Origin of the sequence: Asticcacaulis solisilvae (assembly GCF_017875235.1) — a bacterium.
Taxonomy (GTDB): domain Bacteria; phylum Pseudomonadota; class Alphaproteobacteria; order Caulobacterales; family Caulobacteraceae; genus Asticcacaulis; species Asticcacaulis solisilvae_A.
This window is the reverse complement of record NZ_JAGGMI010000002.1, coordinates 620,318-637,151: the sequence shown is the minus strand read 5'-3', so window position 1 is coordinate 637,151 and position 16,834 is coordinate 620,318. Positions and strand designations below refer to the sequence as shown.

Sequence of the window (16,834 nt, the reverse complement as noted above, 5' to 3'; positions counted from 1 at the left end):
GGAAAAACGCTTAAGCCACGTTCTCTGCGACCAGGGCTTCGGCCTGCGACAGATCGACGCTGACCAGTTGCGACACACCGCGTTCGGACATTGTCACGCCGAACAGGCGGTCCATGCGCGACATGGTGACGGGGTTGTGCGTGATGGCGATGAAGCGCGTCTTGGTGCGGCTGCGCATCTCGGCCAGCAGGCGGCAATAGCGGTCGACATTGGCGTCATCCAGTGGCGCATCGACTTCGTCCAGCACGCAGACCGGGGCCGGATTGGCCAGGAAGACGCCGAAAATCAGCGCGGTCGCCGTCAGCGCCTGTTCACCACCCGACATCAGGCTCATGGTCGACAGGCGCTTGCCCGGCGGGCAGGCGTAGATTTCGAGACCGGCTTCGAGTGGATCTTCCGATTCGACCAGACGAAGCTCGGCCGAGCCGCCGCCAAACAGGGTGACGAACAGGGTCTTGAAGTGCTCGTGGATGATCTCGAAGGCCGCCAGCAGGCGTTCGCGGCCTTCGGCGTTCAGTTCATCGATGCCGTCGCGCAGCTTGGCGATGGCGGTAATCAGGTCGGAGCGTTCCTTGGACAGGGTGTCGAGGCGTGATTCGTACTCGGACGCTTCCTCTTCGGCGCGCAGGTTGACGGCGCCGAGCGCATCGCGCTCCTTCTCCAGGCCCGACAGCAGCGATTCCGCGCCCGAGGCGTCTGCGGGGGTGGCGATGGCCTCTTCCTTCAGGCGCTTGCCGAGGTCGTCGGGGGTACCACCGGTCTGGTCGAGGATCATGGCCTCGATCTCGGCGGCGCGCTGCTGGATGGCTTCGAGGCGGGCCGCGGTGCCGGCGCGTTCTTCGCGGGCGGCGGCCGCGGTCGTTTCGGCGCCGCGCACGTTAATGTCGGCGTCTCTGCGGGCACTTTCGGCGGCGTTCAACTGATCGCGCGCTTCGCTGAGGCGCTTTTGCGCGATCTCGATCTGGTCGACGAGGGCGATGCGGCGGGTTCCGAACTCGGCCGGCGCGGCCTGTGCTTTACTGAGGGCCTCGCGGCTTTTCGCCTCGCTCTTTTCCAGTTCGGCCAGGCGGTTACCGGAATCGCCGGTGCGGCGGGTCCAGTCGGCCAGTTCGCGGCTCAGGTTACGTTCGCGGCCTTCGCGCGCCTGGCGGTCACGGGCTTCCTGGTCGAGCTGGGCGCGCGCCGCCATGACGGCTTGCCGGTGGGTGTCGGCCAGCCGGCGCGCCTGGACCAGCATGTCGTTCATGGCCTCGGCCTGGCCAGATTGCGACTGACTGGCCATGGCGGCCTTGTAGAGATGTTCGATTTCCTTGTGGTCGGATTCGAGGCGCGCCAGGCTGGCGTCGAGATGTTCGCGCCGTGCTTCATATTGCGTCTGGGCGCGCAGCCGGTCGTCGTGACCCTGCTGGCGCGCGCGGGCATTGCGTTCCAGGTCGGGCAATTTCTGGCGCGCCTGGCGTAAGGACTCCTCGTGCTTGCGCTGGGCGTCGGCGGCCTCGACCTGGGCCTTTTGGGCGGCGGTCTGGCGCGGTTTCAGCCCGTCGATTTCGGTTTCAAGCTCTTCCAGGCGGTTGCGCTGGGCCAGCCGGACGGCGGCGGGTTTAGGTGCCTTGGCGCGCACGATCAGCCCGTCCCAGCGCCACAGGTCGCCTTCCTTGGAGACCAGGCGCGCCCCCACAGGCAGTTGGGCCTGCAGGCGATCGCCATCGCCTTGTGCCACGACGCCGATGGTCGACAGGCGTAAAGCAAGGGCATCCGGGGCGCGGACATGCTGGCTCAATGGCTCAACGCCCAGGCCCGACAGGTCCATCCTTGCCGCGCGACTCTCGAAATCCTCGGTCCAGAAGGCAAGTTTGTCCAAGGCTCCGGCCTTGGAAAGCGTCAGGTTGAGGTCGTCGCCCAAGGCTGCGGCCAGGGCCAGTTCGAAGCCTTTGTCAGGGCGGACCTGGTCGAGCACCGGCTGGCCGGTCGTTTTTTGCGGGCCGCTCAGGATCTGGCTGAGGCCGCGCGCTTCGGCGGTCAAACGGCCCAGCTGGTCTTCCAGTTCGCGCGCCAATTTGCGCGCCTGGGCCTCGGCATTGACGAGCTCGACCCGGCCGCCTTCCAGCGCTTCGGCGTCTTTGCGCGCGGCGTCGAGGGCAGCCTGGGCGTTGGCCGCGTCATTGCGCAGGCGTTCCAGCGCATCGTAGTCAAAGTTACCCAACGCCTTGCGTTCGTTCATCGCCTGGGTCAGCTGCGCGCTCAGGCGATCGTAACGCGACTTGGCTTCCTGCAACCGCGAGGCTTCGAGCCTTTGGCGTTCCTGAAGCGCGGCCTGCTGCGCCGCCAGGACTTCGATGGCCTTGTCGGCATTGACGCGCTTTTCCTCGGCTTCATCGAGGGCTTGCTTCAGTTCGGGCTCACGCGACGGGGCGTCGGCGATTTCCTGGCGGACGCGCGCCAGCAGGGATTGCAAACGCTCCATCTGTACCGATCCGTCGGACGACAGGTCGAGTTCGCGCTGCTGGTCGGCCTTGATCCGGCTGAGTTCACTCTTGAGCCGCTCGATCTCGGTGGCGATCTGCTTTTCCTCAAGGTCGAGCCGTTCCTTTTCGATGTTGAGGCGGTGCATGACCGTGGCGGCGACGGCCTCTTCTTCGCGCAAGGGGGGCACGGCGTCGGTGGCGTTGATCTGTTCGGTCTGGGCGGCGGCGGCGGCCCTGGCGGTTTCCTCGACGCGCTGCGACAGGGCCTGCATCTCGCTGACCGTGCCTTCCAGCAGGCTTCTGACCTCAAGCCACTTGGCGTGCAGGATGGATTTTTGCAGGGCGCGGATCTCGGCCGAGATCTTGCGGTACTTTTCGGCCTGGCGCGATTCGCGCTTCAGGCGCGACAGGGCGGTGTCCAGTTCGCGGGCGATGTCTTCCAGGCGCGCCAGATTGGCTTCGGCGGCGGTCAGGCGCAGTTCGGCTTCGTGGCGGCGTGTGTGCAGGCCCGAGACGCCCGCGGCTTCTTCGAGGACGCGGCGGCGGTTCTGCGGTTTCGCGCCAATCAATTCTGAAATCTGGCCTTGGCGGACAAGCGCCGGCGAATTGGCGCCGGTCGATGCATCGGCGAACAGCAACTGCACATCTCGGGCGCGCACCTCCTTGCCGTTGATGCGATAGCTGGAGCCCGCGCCGCGATCGATGCGGCGGGCAACGTCCAGCACCGGCTGGTCGGTAAAGGGCTGGGGCGCCAGGCGTTCGGCATTGTCGATGGTGAGGGTGACTTCGGCCCAGTTGCGCGACGGTCTTTTGTCCGATCCGGCGAAGATGACGTCGTCCATGCCGGCGCCGCGCATCGCCTTGGCCGAGGTGGCGCCCATGACCCAGCGCAGGGCTTCCAGAAGGTTCGACTTGCCGCAGCCGTTCGGCCCAACAATGCCGGTCAGGCCCGGATCGATGCGGAATTCGGTCGCATCGACGAAGGACTTAAATCCTGACAGCTTGAGCTTCTGGAACTGCAACGACGGGCCTTTGTAGGCATTGATGTTCCGAATTCTTTCGGAATTCGGCAAAAGCGACCGCGCGCCCATTATGAGCGGCAGGAATCATCTCTATCGCGCCTATATCAGCGCAAATCGCGTGACAAGACAATTGCCAAGCGCAATTCGCTTTTTCGGGGATTATTTCTTTGCGGCAGCGGCGATGGCCGCGTCAAGGTCCGCCATCTCATGCCCTTCGATCAGCTTGCCGTTCACGACGAAGCTCGGCGTCGAGCGGATTTTGTGCTGCTCGGCGTGTGTGTTCATCGTCTTGTAGAAGGCGTCCAACTGCTTTTCGTCCGTGACGCAGTCGAGCTGCGCCATCGGATTGAGGCCGGTCTTCTTCTGGACGGACTGGGTCAGCGGGCTGAGGTCGCCCGTTTTGAAATAGGCTTCCTGGCCGGTGAAGAAGGTTTCCAGCACGGCGAAGTAGGGACCGGAATTGGCCGGTGTCTTGCTTTTCGCGACAGCGCAGCGGCCAATCAGGAAAGCCGACAGGGCGTATTCCGCCGGCGAAGTCACGATCTCGCGGAAGACATAGCGGACCTTGCCGGTCGCGACGTACTTAGCCTGGAAAGCCGGCCAGATGTCCTTGTTCCAATGGGCGCAGTGGGGGCAGGCGGCAGAGGCGTATTCAATGACCGTGACCGGCGCCTTGGGATTGCCGAGGCTCATATCAGGCAGCAGACCGGGTTCGGTCGGCACAACATGTGCCGGTATAGCGGGCGCCTTGACCGCCTTCGCCGGGGCGGTCGGCTTCTTGGGAGCGGCGGCCATGGCGTCGCCCGCCGCCAGCGCGGCCATAACTATCAGACAGCCGACCAGTGCCCGCACGTCGATCCTACTTTCCGGCCAGGAGCGGCGCCAGCGCGCGGTCGAAGTCGCCGATGTCGCCCGAGGTGCGGTGCAACTGCTTGCCATTGATGAAGAAGGTCGGCGTGCCGGTGATCTTGTCCTGCTCGCGGAACTTCTCGACATTGGCCTGCAGCGTGGCCAGGCTTTCCGGATCGGTGACGCACTTGGCGAACTGATCGGCGTTCAGGCCCCCGACATCCTTGGCGATGCGTTGCAGCACCGGGCGCGCGTTCTCGGTCGATCCGCCGGCGAACATTTCCGCCTGGGCGCGCATGATAGCGTCCGTCACCTTGAAATACTTATCCTTGCCGGCGCAGCGTGCGGTCAGGGTGCCGGCGGCGGCCACGTCGTGCGGCGGGGTCAGGAATTCGCGATAGACGATACGGACCTTACCCGTCGCCACGTATTTCGACATCAGTTGCGGCATGACGTCCTTGTGGAACTCGGCGCAGTGGGCGCAGGTCACCGAAGCGTATTCGATAATGGTCACGGGCGCCTTGGCTTCGCCAAGCGTCATTTCTTCGCCAATGGCGGCGGCGGAGGGGCCCTTGGAGCAGCCGGCGAAGGCGAGGGCGGCGGCGACGAGGCCGCCGAGCATGAGGGCGCGCAGAGCGGTTTTCATGATGATTCTTACTTCTTCAGCAGCGGTTGGATGGCGGCGTCGAAATCGGTGATATCGCCTTTGACCAGGGTCATCTTCTTACCATTGACGAAGAAGGTCGGCGTGCCTGTGATGCCGTGGCCGCTGCCATAGGTTTCGTTCAGTTCGTTCTGCTTCTCCAGCGACTTCTTGTCGGTGATGCAGGTGTTGAACTGCTCTTCGCTAAGGCCGGCCGACTTGGCGATTTCGATCAGCACAGGGCGGGCATTGACGTACTGCTCGGGCGCCCCGCCTTCGTCCATGCGGCGCTGGGCGCGCATGATGGCGTCAAGCACCTTGAACTGCTTGTCCTGGGACACGCACTTGGCCAGCATGTGGCCGGCGGCGGCGACCTGGGGGTTGCCGGTCAGCATCGGGCGGTAGACCAGCTTTACCTTACCCGTCTCGACGTATTTCGCCTTGAACTCGGGCATGACGTTTTGGTTGACGACGGCGCAGATCGGGCAGGCCACCGAGGCGTATTCCACGACGGTCACGGGCGCGTCGGCCTTACCCAGGACCATGTCGTCCGACGTTACGGTGTCGGTCGAGCCGCCGCCCTTGGAGCAGCTCGCGGCCAGCAGGCTCAGGCCCGCCACCGCGCCGATAGCCAAAGCTCTTAGAGTCTGGGTGCGCGCAGAATAATTGGAAGAGAGCATCGGTTTCCCCGTGACGGTTTGATTGCTTTTGGGAACAGGAGGTTCCCCTGTTTGTCAACTGTGTTTTTGCCTTATTTGTGGCCGGACCCCTGTCCGTTGCGCATAAGGATGGCGCGGCCCAGTCTCAGGAGATCGTTGCGCAGCCTGTCGTCGGCGACATCGGCGACCATGTCGCGCAACCGTACCTCCTCCGAGGCATTGAGCGGACGCGGACGGGGTTTGGGCGCCGGACGTTTGGTCTCGGTCAGCGGCCCCTGCACGATTCTCAGCCGCTCGATAACCTTGCCGCCCAGATAGAGGTTGACGCGGTCGATCAGGGTAGGCGCCTGGTGCTGGATAAGCGGCGCGAACGCGCCCGAGACACGGACTTCGAGCGTGCCAGCCTTGGGGTTGGCGGCGGTCGACTTGACCTTGATGATCTTGACCGGCTCGCAGATCCGCGCCAGCTGTTCGCCGGCGATCTCAGGCCAGCGGACGCGCAGCTTGGTCGAACCGTCGTCGTGGGCGGCGAATTTTTCCTCGAGGCTTTTCAGCAGGGGCTGAACCTGCTTCTTTACGCTCGGCGGCGCCTTTGGGGCGCGGCGCGTGTGCGTGGTGCGCAGGATTCGCACCGCTTCTTCGACAGTGGGCAGGGACCGTTTCATGGCGGCGAGTATAGTGAAAGAAGCCGTTTTGGAAAAGGACAAGGCGCTGGTTTTACGCCTTCGCGCGCAACTTCTCGACTGGTATGATGCGCATCGTCGCGACCTGGTGTGGCGGCGCGGGGCGCGCGATCCGTACCGCGTCTGGCTGTCCGAGGTCATGTTGCAGCAGACGACGACGCCGCACGCCACGCCCTACTATGAGCGGTTCCTCGCTTTGTGGCCGACGGTCACCGATCTCGCGGCCGCGCCGGACGAGCAGGTCATGGCGGAGTGGGCCGGGCTTGGCTACTATTCGCGCGCCCGCAACCTGATCAAATGCGCCCGCGCCGTGGTGTCCGAGCATGGCGGGCGCTTTCCCTCATCCGAAGCCGAGTTGCTGAAGCTGCCGGGCTTTGGCCCCTATACGGCAGCGGCCGTGGCGGCGATCGCGTTCGATCAGCCTGCCAATGTCATCGACGGCAATATCGAGCGGGTAATGACGCGGCTCTATGTCATCGAGACGCCCTTACCGGAAGGCCGCCCGCAGGTCCGCGATGCCGCGGCGCAGTGGCTGACCGACGACCGGCCGGGCGACTGGCCGCAGGCCCTGATGGATCTGGCCCAGGCGATCTGCCGGCCGAAGGCGCCGCTATGCATGCTCTGTCCCTTGCGCGAGGGCTGTCTGGCTTTTCAGCAAGGGCGGCAGGCGCAGTTTCCAGTCAAGCGCGCCAAGGCGGCCAAGCCCCGGCGCCAGGGCGACCTCTATCTGATCGTCAATGGCGACACCGTCCTGGTCGAACGCCGCGCCGACAAGGGGCTGCTGGGCGGCATGCTTGGGTTTCCGCATAGTCCGTGGCGCGAAGACGCCGTCCCGGCTCAACCGCCCGTGCCAGGGCCCTTCACGCGCAAGGGCAGTTTTGACCACATCTTTACGCATTTCGCCCTGATGCAGACCGTCCTTTTACGCCGGATCGGCGATACCGAGGCGTCGGAAATGCTGAGGCAGCGCAATGACTGGCAGTTTATCCCGGTTGCCAAGGGGCGCGAACTGCCGACCGTTTTCCGCAAGGCGCTGGCCTTTCTCGACTGATTCGCAGCCTGTAAAATCCTTGTAAAATCTTAATGCGGCACTGATCTTTGGCGAAATAAACCCTATTGGACAGGTCGCACAGGCGGCCTAGGCTAAGCTCTCGAATCCGTGAAAAGAGGAGGCCGAGATGCGTTTGGCCAAGACCCTTTCTGCCATTGCCGCCCTTGCCTTTGTGGTGCCAGGCATTGCTGTTTCGCAAGATATGCCTGCGTCCATTGAAGGTCTGCAGCCGGCGCCGCAACCCTTTACCTTCACAGTGCCATCGATCCCACAGCCCGCGCGCTTCGCCGTGCCGGACCAGCCGGTCGCCGAAACGGTCAGCCTGTCCGATGTCGAGGTTATCGAGGGGCCGGCGCAATCGAAATATCAGCCGGAAAACAGCAATCTCGACCTGCTGGACCAGGGCAAGCGCTTCGACATCAGCTGCATTATCGGCAAGGATGGCGGCATGACCGATTGTGAGGCTGGGCCGAACGACATCCGCGACCCGAACTTCGTCGAAATCGCACTTAACAATGTCAGCCAGACCGTGGTTGGGCCGGTAGCCGCTGATGGCCAGCCAACGGAAGGCCGCGTGTTGTTAGTGACGGCGCACTTTGAGCGGGCCGACAAGCAGCCCGCCAACAGCGATCTGGCGATGAATGGATCTGACTGATCTTTCGTCGCGCTTTTGTCCAAAAACCGCGTGGCAATTTTTGGAAAGCGCTAATTCATATCCGCGCGGATACGCGAGCGCAAGTCGTCGATCGGTTTTAAGCCCGCATCGGTCTTGAAGCGCCAGTAGGTCCAGCCGTTGCAGGCCGGACTCTGTTCCATCATGGCGCCCATCTTGTGAATCGAACCGGACAGCTGGCCGTGCACCAGCGAGCCGTCGGCGCGGATGCGTGCGGAGCGGTCACCCTTGGGCGTATAAAGCATGTCGCCGGGTTGCAGCAGGCCCGCTTCGACCAGGGCGCCGAACGGGATGCGCGGCTCGGCCTTCTTGGAGCCCATGATCATCAGGTCTTCGGCGGTCGCCGGTTGTACCTTGGCGATACGTTCGCGGGCGTGCATCGCGTAGCGCATATCGCGCTCGATGCCGATATAGTGACGACCCAGGCGCTTAGCCGCGGCGCCGGTCGTGCCGGTGCCGAAAAACGGATCGAGCACGACATGGCCGGGTTTGGAACAGGCCAGCAGGACACGGTAGAGCAGGGCTTCCGGCTTCTGCGTCGGGTGGGCCTTGTCGCCGTTTTCGTCCTTCAGGCGCTCGTCGCCGGTACACAGCGGAATGGTCCAGTCCGAACGCATCTGCGTGTCTTCGTTGAAGGCCTTGAGCGCGTCGTAATTGAACGTGTAGCGCTTCTGGCCCTTGCCCTTCGTCGCCCAGATCAGGGTCTCGTGCGCATTGGTGAAACGCGTGCCCTTGAAGTTCGGCATCGGGTTCGACTTGCGCCAGATGACGTCGTTCATGACCCAGAAACCTAGGTCCTGAAGCGCTACGCCCAGGCGGAAGACGTTGTGATAGGAGCCGATGACCCACATGGCGCCGTCGTCCTTGAGCACGCGGCGGCATTCGCGCATCCAGTCGCGCGTAAAGGCGTCATAGGCTTCGAAGCTGGCGAACTGGTCCCACTCATCGTCGACGGCGTCGACCTTGGAATTGTCGGGGCGCAGCAGGTCGCCGCCCAGTTGCAGGTTATAGGGCGGGTCAGCGAAGATCAGGTCCACGCTGGCGTCGGGCAGGGTTCTCAGCACCTCGACGCACTCGCCGACGTGGATGGTGTCGAGCTTGAGAGGCGAAGAGGCGGCGGGAATGGCTGCGGGCGCGAGGGCGGATTTGAGCTTCGGCATATTGACGGTCTTTCGTCTGTCCGGCGGGCGTTTTGCCGCACGGAAGCAAGGCTTTGAAGCCGAAGACTAGACTCCGGCACCGTTTAACGAAAGGTTAAGCTTGACTCGCCGCGAATCGATCGATTCGTTTTTGTTGTGGGTGAGTCTTTTCGGACTCACTTTTGGATTCGTTTTGTTCCGCGACTATGGTAAATCGATCTCTGACACCGGTATCATATGCGAGGCTCCTATGACCGCTCTAAGTATCCTGTTCCGTGTAGCGCCCGCCGCCCTTTTGGCCGCCGGCGTGGTGGCCTGTTCGCCGCAAAAGGCCGCTGAAGCACCGGCGTCATCAGGCGCGTCAGGCGATGTCATCACCGAACTGACGGCCGCGGACATCCCTGAAGGCGCCAGGGCGGCGGTCCTCGCGGCGGTTCCGGGCATGACGATCAAGGAGGCCCAGCGCAAGGCACGTGAAAACCGCGTCTATTTCGACATCGAAGGCAACCGCCCCGATGGTTCCGAGGTCGAGCTGGACGTGCTGGAAAAGGACGGCAAGTTCGAAGTCGTGGAGATCCAGCGCGACATCGCCTGGGCCGATGCGCCCGCTTCGGTGAAGGCAGTGGCGGAAGCTTCCGGCAAGTCCATCGCGCCAGTGCGCGTCATCGAAAGCGCCCAGCCCGACGGCACGATCATCTATGAACTGTTCGCCGAAGGAAAGCCGGCCAAGCCGTCATTGGAGGTTCGCCTGAAGGACGGTAAGGCCGATGTCCTCACCGAAGAATGGCCACACTAGATCGTCGCGATATTTAAGGCAAAAACCGCTCACACTTTTTGCCATATCGCTCTATCAGGCGACGACCAGATCGCGGATAGTCGCCCAACTGCGGCGATGGACGGGTGAGGCGCCGTGCAGGCGCAAGGCTTCCAGATGCGTTTCGGCCTGGTAGCCCTTGTGCTTCTTGAAGCCATAGACCGGATAGACACTGTCCAGTTCGATCATGATGCGGTCGCGCGCGGTCTTGGCCAGGATGGAGGCGGCCGCGATCGACAATGACCGCGCATCGCCCCCAATCAAGGCGGTCGAGGGGATGGCCAGCTTCGGACTGCGATTACCGTCGATCAGCGCGTGCTGCGCTGCCGGGACCAGGCTTTCGACCGCGCGCGCCATGCCGGCCATGGTGGCGGCCAGGATATTCAGCGTGTCGATCTCCTCGACGGTTATGGTCACGACCGACCACGCAATGGCCGCTGCCTTGATCTCGGGTTCGAGAGCGAAGCGGCGGGCTTCCGTCAGGGCCTTGGAGTCGTCGACTCCAACAGGCAGACGCGACGGATCCAGGATGACGGCGGCGACGCACAGGGGCCCGGCGCAGGGACCGCGTCCAGCCTCGTCGACGCCGCAGACCAGGCCGTCGAAACTCGCTTCGTGGGAGAAATCAACCATTCCCCCAGCTTTAGACGATTCAGGACGGCAAGGCCAGACCGGTCAGCGCCGCTTGCCGAAAGTCGGCGTGGTACGCGCCGGAGCCGGTGATACCGGCGGAGGTGGCGCGGCGCTGGCTGTCGCGGTCGGCAGGGGTGAGGTAAAGTCGAAGACGGGCTTATAGTCCGAGTCGCGTTCGCGCTTGCCGGCCTTGGCTTCGGCGATGGCGGCGTCGACACGCTCGTCATCGAAGACGCTGATGTCCACCGTCCTGCCGCCCCTGGGATCGGGGCCAAAACGGTTGGGGCCCGACGTGCCTTCCGTGATGTGGAAGACGAAGGTGACGAGGCTGGCCAGCCAGGTCGGCAAAACAACCCAGGTCATCAGGCTGCCGAGGGCGCCCACCGCGGCCCGCACACCGTCCGAGGGATTGGCCTCCCAGGACATCGACGCGAAGTTCTGGGCGATCGCCGTTCCCTCGCCGAAAATGAACACGGTCAGCGTCACCATCAGAACGGCCGAGGGGAGGATGATCCACCAGCCGGTCCGGTTGATGTCGTGGAGGCGGCGGACACCGGCGGTAATGGTCGGAATCATCATTGCCAGGGAAAAAAGCCCGGACAGGATGTTGAGGCCTGCGTTTCCGCCGCTCACCGCGGCGGCAAAGCTCAGGATAAAGCCGACGACAAACTGAAAAAGAACGAACTGCCAGTATTCGGCGCGGCTGGCGCGGCCACTGAAATCAAAATACTTACGCAATGGCTGGAGCATCAACATGCGGGTGTCCTTCTGCGTGGAGCAGAGGCAACGTCGCATGAAGGTCTGAACTTACCGCAAACGCGTTCGGTTAACGCAACGTCAGGTGGTGGCGCCGAGCCGTGAATTCTGCCCGAAGCGGTTCTCGCCGTTGCTGCCGGGGGACAGGAAGAAGATCAGCAGCACCAGATAACCGGCAAGGCTCGGTCCGAAAGCCCATGGCAGGACGACCTGGTAGAGCGGCCAGTAGGCGTCCCACAGCCGGGCAAAATCAAGGGACGGACCGGCCATGGCCTCGGCCGCCTGGCTGGCCTGCATCGTGGTTCGCATGATGTCGCCGGACTGGAAGATGTAAGCCAGTTGCTGTCCGGCCATGCTCAGGCCGGTCGGGAGGATGACCCACCAGCCGGAACGGTTGATGTCGTGCAGGCGGCGAACCTGCACGGCCAGTGCCGGCAGGAACAGTACGAGGCCAACCAGGGACATGACGCCGACGCTGGTCAGGATATGGATGAAGATTTCCACGCCCGGCGTCTGTCCCTGGAAGACCGGAACAAGCGGCGTCAACATCCAGGCGTAGAGGCCCCCATAGACGACCCATAGCAGCAGGGTAAAGGCCCAGAATTCGGCGCGGCCGCTGCGGCCCTTGAAATCGGCGTAGCGGGCCAGGGGGCGAAGCGGCAGGAGAAGTCCCGACATTCTGGCCTCCTTAGAACACGGCCGTGTTGCCGCGGCCCTTGGGATCGGGGCCGAAACGGTTCGGGCCCGGCGTACCGTCGGTGACATAGAAGATCAGCATGACGATCTGCGAAATCAGCACGGGCAACAGGATGCACAGCGTCATGGAGCCGAAGAGCTTCATGGCGATCTCCAGCCCCTGCGCGTCGGTGATTTCATTGCCGCCGTTACTCGCGCTGATCATCTGGAACAGGCTGGTCCCGAATACGATGAAGAACAGGATGAAGCCCACGATCATCACGATGACCGGCATGACGATCCACCATCCCGACCGGTTGATGTCGTGCAGGCGGCGAACGCCGACGGCCAGTGACGGCAAAAGAAGCGCGAGGTTGACCAGTTGGATGACCGGCATCGCCGTCATATAGCGTTGCATGAACAGTTCCGGCTGGTTTTCGGCCAGGTGGATCGAGCTTCCGATCGTGAACAGCAGGACACCGCCCAGCGCGATGCCGATGATGATGCGGAACAGCACCCAAAGCCAGAATTCGCTGCGCCGGGACCGGCCATTGAAGTCGGCATATTTCACCAGCGGTTGAAACATCAATGGCACTTTGCTCATGGCATCCCCCTTGGACAGTTCAGCAACTCAGAAAACGCCGGCGTCGGCCGAGGCGCCTTTCGGATCGGATCCGAAACGGTTCGCACCCCTGGTGCCGTCCGTGACGTGGAACACGAAGGTCACGACGCTGGCCAGCCAGGCCGGAAGCCAGACCCAGAGAAACATGGGCGCCAGGGCCGTGAACATGTCCATGATGGCGGTTTCATCCTCGGCCTTGATGGCCTGCATGTCGATGTCCTTCATGGCGGCGATAAAGGCCGTTCCGTTGAAGACAAAGTAGATGATCAGGGCGACGATCAGCACGGCCAGCGGAAAGATCACCCACCAGCCAGTGCGGTTGATATCGTGAAAGCGCCGGACGCTGACGGCGAGCGTCGGCAGGAACATGGCCAGCGAAAACAGATTGGTGGCGGCTTCCATCGGCGCCTTCAGGCCGGCAATGGCACCGACTAAACCCAGTGCGATGCTGACGAGGAACTGGAAGAGGAAGAAAAGCCAGTATTCGCTGCGGCGGGCGCGACCGTTGAAGTCCACATATTTGACGAGCGGCTGAAACATCAGCGGTGTAGCGGTCTTGGCCATTGGTTTCTCCCGTTATGCGCGGGAGGTGCCACCAGACGTCCCCCGAAGCGCCCGAGCAGAGACTAAGCCGTTTTCTTGCATTCGGCAACCTCGGGCAACAACGTGATCACGATCCTTCAAATAAAGACACATGCCCAGTTACACAGGCTACGACGGCTGGGATGGGTTATTTCAAGTGTTAACCATAAGGTTTAATACGAGAAATTTGTGTAAAACGTATGTTTTACGGGGCTATTTTGTGTGTACTATCTCGGCCAGCCAGGGCGCTATGTTCAGTTTCAAAGTCCCTGAGGAGGTCTGCAGATCGCCGTCCATGCGGTCAAGGCGCATCAGGCCCAGGCCGAAAGCACCGGCCTGGCCCAGGGTTTCGCCGGCACGCAATTCACCTTTCAACACCTCGGCGCCGGCCGGATGGGGCAGGGACGCGACGTAGCCGAGGATACGGTTCTTGATCTGCCCGCGCCGTTTCATGCGCGACGTCAGTTCCTGTCCGACATAACAGCCCTTGTGAAAATCTATTGCATCGAGGACGTCGAGATTGGCGTCGATGGCGTAGAGTTCGTCCTTGCCGAAGTCATGGCCCGGGTCGCTTAAAGAGCGGGCCATGCGGAATTCCGCCCAGGCGGCGGCATCAGTCGTGGCGTGGTGCTCACCGTAGGCGAATCCGAAACCGGCGGCGATGATGTCCCCCCGGGCGTCGGGCGAAAAGCCGGCCGGTAGGGTGTCACCGAAGGCTACGAACACCGCGCGTTCCAGGGGCTCGATCGTCACCCTGGCGCGCAGCCTGTACATGTTCAGTTTGGCCAGCAATTCATCGCGTGCCGACAGGGGCACGTCGAGCCACACCTCCTCAGGGGCCACGGCCTTGATGATGCAGTCGGCGTACATCTTGCCCTGCGGACGCAGGAAGGCGCCATAGTACAGACGGTCCTCGCCCGACAATGCGGCGGCGGCAATGCGGTCGATATGCGCCGTGCACAGGCCTTTGAGAAAGCTGGCCCAGTCGGGGCCGGTCAGGCGCACCAGGGCGCGGTGGGGCAGTTCGGCGATGGCTGTCATGTAACGGTGCTTTTATGGCGTAGGGGACTTCTATAGCGCATGCTTGCGATTTAACGCCGATACCTTAATTAGTAGAGTGAATGAAGACGGCATTCCCGATCCTCCTGCTGGCGATTGCAGAGCCCGCGAAAGCGCTGGCGCTGAGCGGAGTCGTGTGCCGTTTGCGCCAGGAAATTCCGAATGCCCGCATTACCCTGGTTACGACCAGGCTGTCGGCGGAACTGTTCCAAGATGATGACCTGGTCGACGAGTTGCAAGCGATCGACGGCGCGATTTTTCAACTGAAGACGCTGGGGGTCCTGACCGATCTCAGCCGCCGGTCCTGGGGCCTTTGCGTCGATATCGGCCCGACGATGATTTCGCGGCTAATCCCGGCCAAGACGCGATTTACCCTGAACGCCAACGATCCGGCCGGGCCGTTGACGCAGCTGTGCCGCGCGCTCCGGCTGGACGAGGCGGAGGTCGCACCCTCACTGCGTGTATCTCCCGCGCGCCAGGCAGGCGTGCGGACCTTTCTCGACAATGGACGCGGCATCGCGCCGCTGATCGTCATGGCGCCCGGCGCCGGCTGGCTGGGGCGGCGCTGGCCGACCGAACGCTTCGCGGTGCTGGCCACGCGGCTGATGCGCAATGACGGGCCGTTCGCCGGCCACAGCCTGCTTATTCTCGGCTCGCAGGACGATTATGAAACCGCCGTGGCGCTGCGCATGGCCACGCCGCGCGCCCGCGTGCTGGAACTGACCGGAAAGCTCGACCTCTTAAGCGCCTACGCCGCGCTCAGGCATGGCTCGGTCTTTGTCGGCAATGACGAGATCTGGCTGCACCTGGCAGCGGCATCAGGCATCGAGACCTTCGCGCTGATGGGGCCGTCGGACGACGCGGTGGCGCCGATCGGCGACAATGTCCATATCATCCGTGGACCACGCAGTTTCTCGGCCATTCAGGCCGCTGACCCAAAGTTGAAGCTAGACATTTGTCACATGCTCGATTTATCGATCGACACGGTTTATGACGGCATCGTCCGGGTGACGGAATCAAACGGCCGCGCGCGTAAAGCCGCCGCCGAAGCCGTCGCCGAATAGCTTCTTTATCTTTGTCGCGCTTTTAGTCCAAAAACCGCATGACACTTTTTGGAAAGCGCTTGCCTTGGAGGGCGCCATGCCCCGTACTTTCGACCTGATCATCCGCAACGCTGATATCATCAACCACGCCGGCCGCGGCCGTGGGGACATCGGCATTTCCGGCGGTAAGTTCACGGCCTTCGGCGACCTGTCCCAGGACGGCGCCGCCGAAATCTTCGATGCCACGGGCCTTTTGGCCATGCCGGGCGTGATCGATACCCAGGTGCACTTCCGCGAGCCTGGCCTGGAGTGGAAGGAAGACCTTGAGACCGGCAGCCAGGCCGCTGTGCTCGGCGGCGTGGTCGCCGTGTTCGAAATGCCGAACACCAATCCGACCACCACGGACCCCGACGCCTTCGCCGACAAGCTGAAGCGCGCCCATCACCGGATGCATTGCGACCATGCCTTCTATGTCGGCGGCACGCATGAGAATATCCATAACTTGGCGGAACTTGAGCGCCTGAAGGGCTGCTGTGGCGTCAAGGTGTTCATGGGCGCATCGACCGGCACGCTTCTGATCGCCGACGATGCCGGCGTCGCTCAGGTCCTGGGCGCCGTTAATCGCCGCGCCACCTTCCATTCCGAGGACGAGTACCGGCTGGCCGAGCGCCGCCCGCTGGCGCGCGAAGGCGACTGGACCAGCCACGACTTCGTCCGCGACGCCCAGTCCGCCATCCAGTCGACCCAGCGCTTGGTGCGGCTGGCGCGCGAGGCCGGCAAGCGCATCCACGTCCTGCACGTCACGACGCGCGAGGAGATCGAGTTTCTGGCCGGGCATAAGGATATCGCCACCGTCGAAATCACGCCCCAGCACCTGACGCTGGTCGCGCCCGAGGCCTATGAGCGCCTCAAGGGTCTGGCGCAGATGAACCCGCCGATCCGCGACCAGTATCACGTCGACGGCCTGTGGCGCGGCATTTCGGGCGGTATCGCCGATGTGCTGGGGTCGGACCATGCCCCGCACACCCTGGAGGAAAAGGCCAAGCCCTATCCGCAATCGCCGTCGGGCATGCCGGGCGTGCAGACACTTCTGCCGGTCATGCTCAACCACGTCGCCAATGGCCGCCTGAGCCTGGAGCGGCTGGTCGACCTGACCTCGGCGGGCGCGCAGCGCGTCTTCGGTGTCGCCGGCAAGGGCCGGATGGCGGAAGGGTATGACGGCGACGTCACCCTGGTCGATCTCAAGGCCAGGCGCGTTCTCCAGCATAAGGACATGCGCTCGCGTTGCGGCTGGACGCCGTTCGACGGCATGGAGGTCACGGGCTGGCCCAAGGCGACCATCATTCGCGGCACGGTCGTCATGCGCGACGACGAGATCATCCGGCCGTCGCAGGGCGAAGCATGCCGCTTTATGGAATCGCTGTAGCGATATCCTGAAAAGTGCCAAGAAGCGTCTCTGCGGTTTT

17 protein-coding genes are annotated in these 16,834 nt (G+C 63.2%); 5 read left to right on the top strand and 12 right to left on the bottom strand.

Features of this window, described 5'->3' with window-relative positions:
* Positions 1 to 10: 10 nt before the first annotated feature.
* The 5 genes from smc to J2X24_RS06150 all read right to left on the bottom strand — a co-directional run bounded on the left by smc (position 11) and on the right by J2X24_RS06150 (position 6,303).
* Positions 11 to 3,487 carry a chromosome segregation protein SMC gene (gene smc, locus J2X24_RS06170; RefSeq protein ID WP_209718348.1) on the bottom strand — a complete coding sequence of 1,159 codons (3,477 nt, stop codon included), beginning with the start codon at positions 3,485 to 3,487 and terminating at the stop codon, positions 11 to 13.
* A gap of 159 nt (positions 3,488 to 3,646) precedes the next feature.
* Positions 3,647 to 4,339 carry a thioredoxin domain-containing protein gene (locus J2X24_RS06165; protein WP_209718124.1) on the bottom strand — a complete coding sequence of 231 codons (693 nt, stop codon included), beginning with the start codon at positions 4,337 to 4,339 and terminating at the stop codon, positions 3,647 to 3,649.
* Positions 4,340 to 4,346: 7 nt separating this feature from the next.
* The gene (locus J2X24_RS06160) at positions 4,347 to 4,982 is read right to left on the bottom strand and encodes a DsbA family protein (protein WP_209718122.1); all 636 of its coding nucleotides are present in this window, start codon (positions 4,980 to 4,982) and stop codon (positions 4,347 to 4,349) included.
* 8 nt (positions 4,983 to 4,990) lie between these two features.
* Positions 4,991 to 5,659, bottom strand: a complete 669-nt coding sequence (locus tag J2X24_RS06155) for a thioredoxin domain-containing protein (protein ID WP_209718119.1) — start codon at positions 5,657 to 5,659, stop codon at positions 4,991 to 4,993.
* A gap of 71 nt (positions 5,660 to 5,730) precedes the next feature.
* Positions 5,731 to 6,303 carry a DUF721 domain-containing protein gene (locus tag J2X24_RS06150; protein ID WP_209718116.1) on the bottom strand — a complete coding sequence of 191 codons (573 nt, stop codon included), beginning with the start codon at positions 6,301 to 6,303 and terminating at the stop codon, positions 5,731 to 5,733.
* On the opposite strand from J2X24_RS06150, the gene mutY reads away from it, so the two are divergent.
* Complete coding sequence (mutY, locus tag J2X24_RS06145) at positions 6,302 to 7,372, top strand: A/G-specific adenine glycosylase (protein WP_209718113.1); 1,071 nt, start codon at positions 6,302 to 6,304, stop codon at positions 7,370 to 7,372. The two genes, J2X24_RS06150 and mutY, sit on opposite strands and share 2 nt — an antisense overlap.
* Before the next feature lie 127 nt (positions 7,373 to 7,499).
* Positions 7,500 to 8,027 (top strand): hypothetical protein, encoded by a 528-nt coding sequence (locus J2X24_RS06140; RefSeq protein ID WP_209718110.1) that lies wholly within the window; start codon positions 7,500 to 7,502, stop codon positions 8,025 to 8,027.
* Between the two features lie 50 nt (positions 8,028 to 8,077).
* On the opposite strand, the gene J2X24_RS06135 is transcribed toward J2X24_RS06140, so the two are convergent.
* Positions 8,078 to 9,205, bottom strand: a complete 1,128-nt coding sequence (locus tag J2X24_RS06135; RefSeq protein WP_209718107.1) for a site-specific DNA-methyltransferase — start codon at positions 9,203 to 9,205, stop codon at positions 8,078 to 8,080.
* Between the two features lie 229 nt (positions 9,206 to 9,434).
* Here J2X24_RS06135 and J2X24_RS06130 point away from each other — a divergent pair, with 229 nt between their 5' ends.
* Positions 9,435 to 9,980 carry a hypothetical protein gene (locus J2X24_RS06130; RefSeq protein WP_209718104.1) on the top strand — a complete coding sequence of 182 codons (546 nt, stop codon included), beginning with the start codon at positions 9,435 to 9,437 and terminating at the stop codon, positions 9,978 to 9,980.
* A 54-nt stretch (positions 9,981 to 10,034) separates the two neighbouring features.
* Here J2X24_RS06130 and J2X24_RS06125 read toward each other — a convergent pair whose 3' ends face one another.
* The 6 genes from J2X24_RS06125 to ygfZ form a co-directional block, all read right to left on the bottom strand.
* A complete protein-coding gene (locus tag J2X24_RS06125) occupies positions 10,035 to 10,631 on the bottom strand; it encodes a ribonuclease HII (protein ID WP_209718102.1) in 597 nt (198 codons plus the stop codon).
* Positions 10,632 to 10,673: 42 nt separating this feature from the next.
* On the bottom strand, positions 10,674 to 11,387 hold the full coding sequence (locus J2X24_RS06120) for a DUF805 domain-containing protein (protein ID WP_209718100.1): 714 nt from the start codon (positions 11,385 to 11,387) through the stop codon (positions 10,674 to 10,676).
* A gap of 81 nt (positions 11,388 to 11,468) precedes the next feature.
* The gene (locus J2X24_RS06115) at positions 11,469 to 12,065 is read right to left on the bottom strand and encodes a DUF805 domain-containing protein (protein ID WP_209718099.1); all 597 of its coding nucleotides are present in this window, start codon (positions 12,063 to 12,065) and stop codon (positions 11,469 to 11,471) included.
* Between the two features lie 10 nt (positions 12,066 to 12,075).
* Positions 12,076 to 12,666 (bottom strand): DUF805 domain-containing protein, encoded by a 591-nt coding sequence (locus tag J2X24_RS06110; protein WP_209718097.1) that lies wholly within the window; start codon positions 12,664 to 12,666, stop codon positions 12,076 to 12,078.
* Between the two features lie 27 nt (positions 12,667 to 12,693).
* Positions 12,694 to 13,248: a DUF805 domain-containing protein gene (locus tag J2X24_RS06105; RefSeq protein ID WP_209718095.1), complete on the bottom strand. Its 555-nt coding sequence runs from the start codon at positions 13,246 to 13,248 to the stop codon at positions 12,694 to 12,696.
* A 231-nt stretch (positions 13,249 to 13,479) separates the two neighbouring features.
* Positions 13,480 to 14,307, bottom strand: a complete 828-nt coding sequence (ygfZ, locus tag J2X24_RS06100; RefSeq protein WP_209718093.1) for a CAF17-like 4Fe-4S cluster assembly/insertion protein YgfZ — start codon at positions 14,305 to 14,307, stop codon at positions 13,480 to 13,482.
* Positions 14,308 to 14,387: 80 nt separating this feature from the next.
* Between ygfZ and J2X24_RS06095 the strand changes: the two genes are divergently transcribed.
* Positions 14,388 to 15,389, top strand: a complete 1,002-nt coding sequence (locus J2X24_RS06095) for a glycosyltransferase family 9 protein (protein ID WP_209718091.1) — start codon at positions 14,388 to 14,390, stop codon at positions 15,387 to 15,389.
* Positions 15,390 to 15,465: 76 nt separating this feature from the next.
* Complete coding sequence (locus J2X24_RS06090; RefSeq protein ID WP_209718089.1) at positions 15,466 to 16,794, top strand: dihydroorotase; 1,329 nt, start codon at positions 15,466 to 15,468, stop codon at positions 16,792 to 16,794.
* The last annotated feature ends 40 nt before the right edge of the window (positions 16,795 to 16,834 follow it).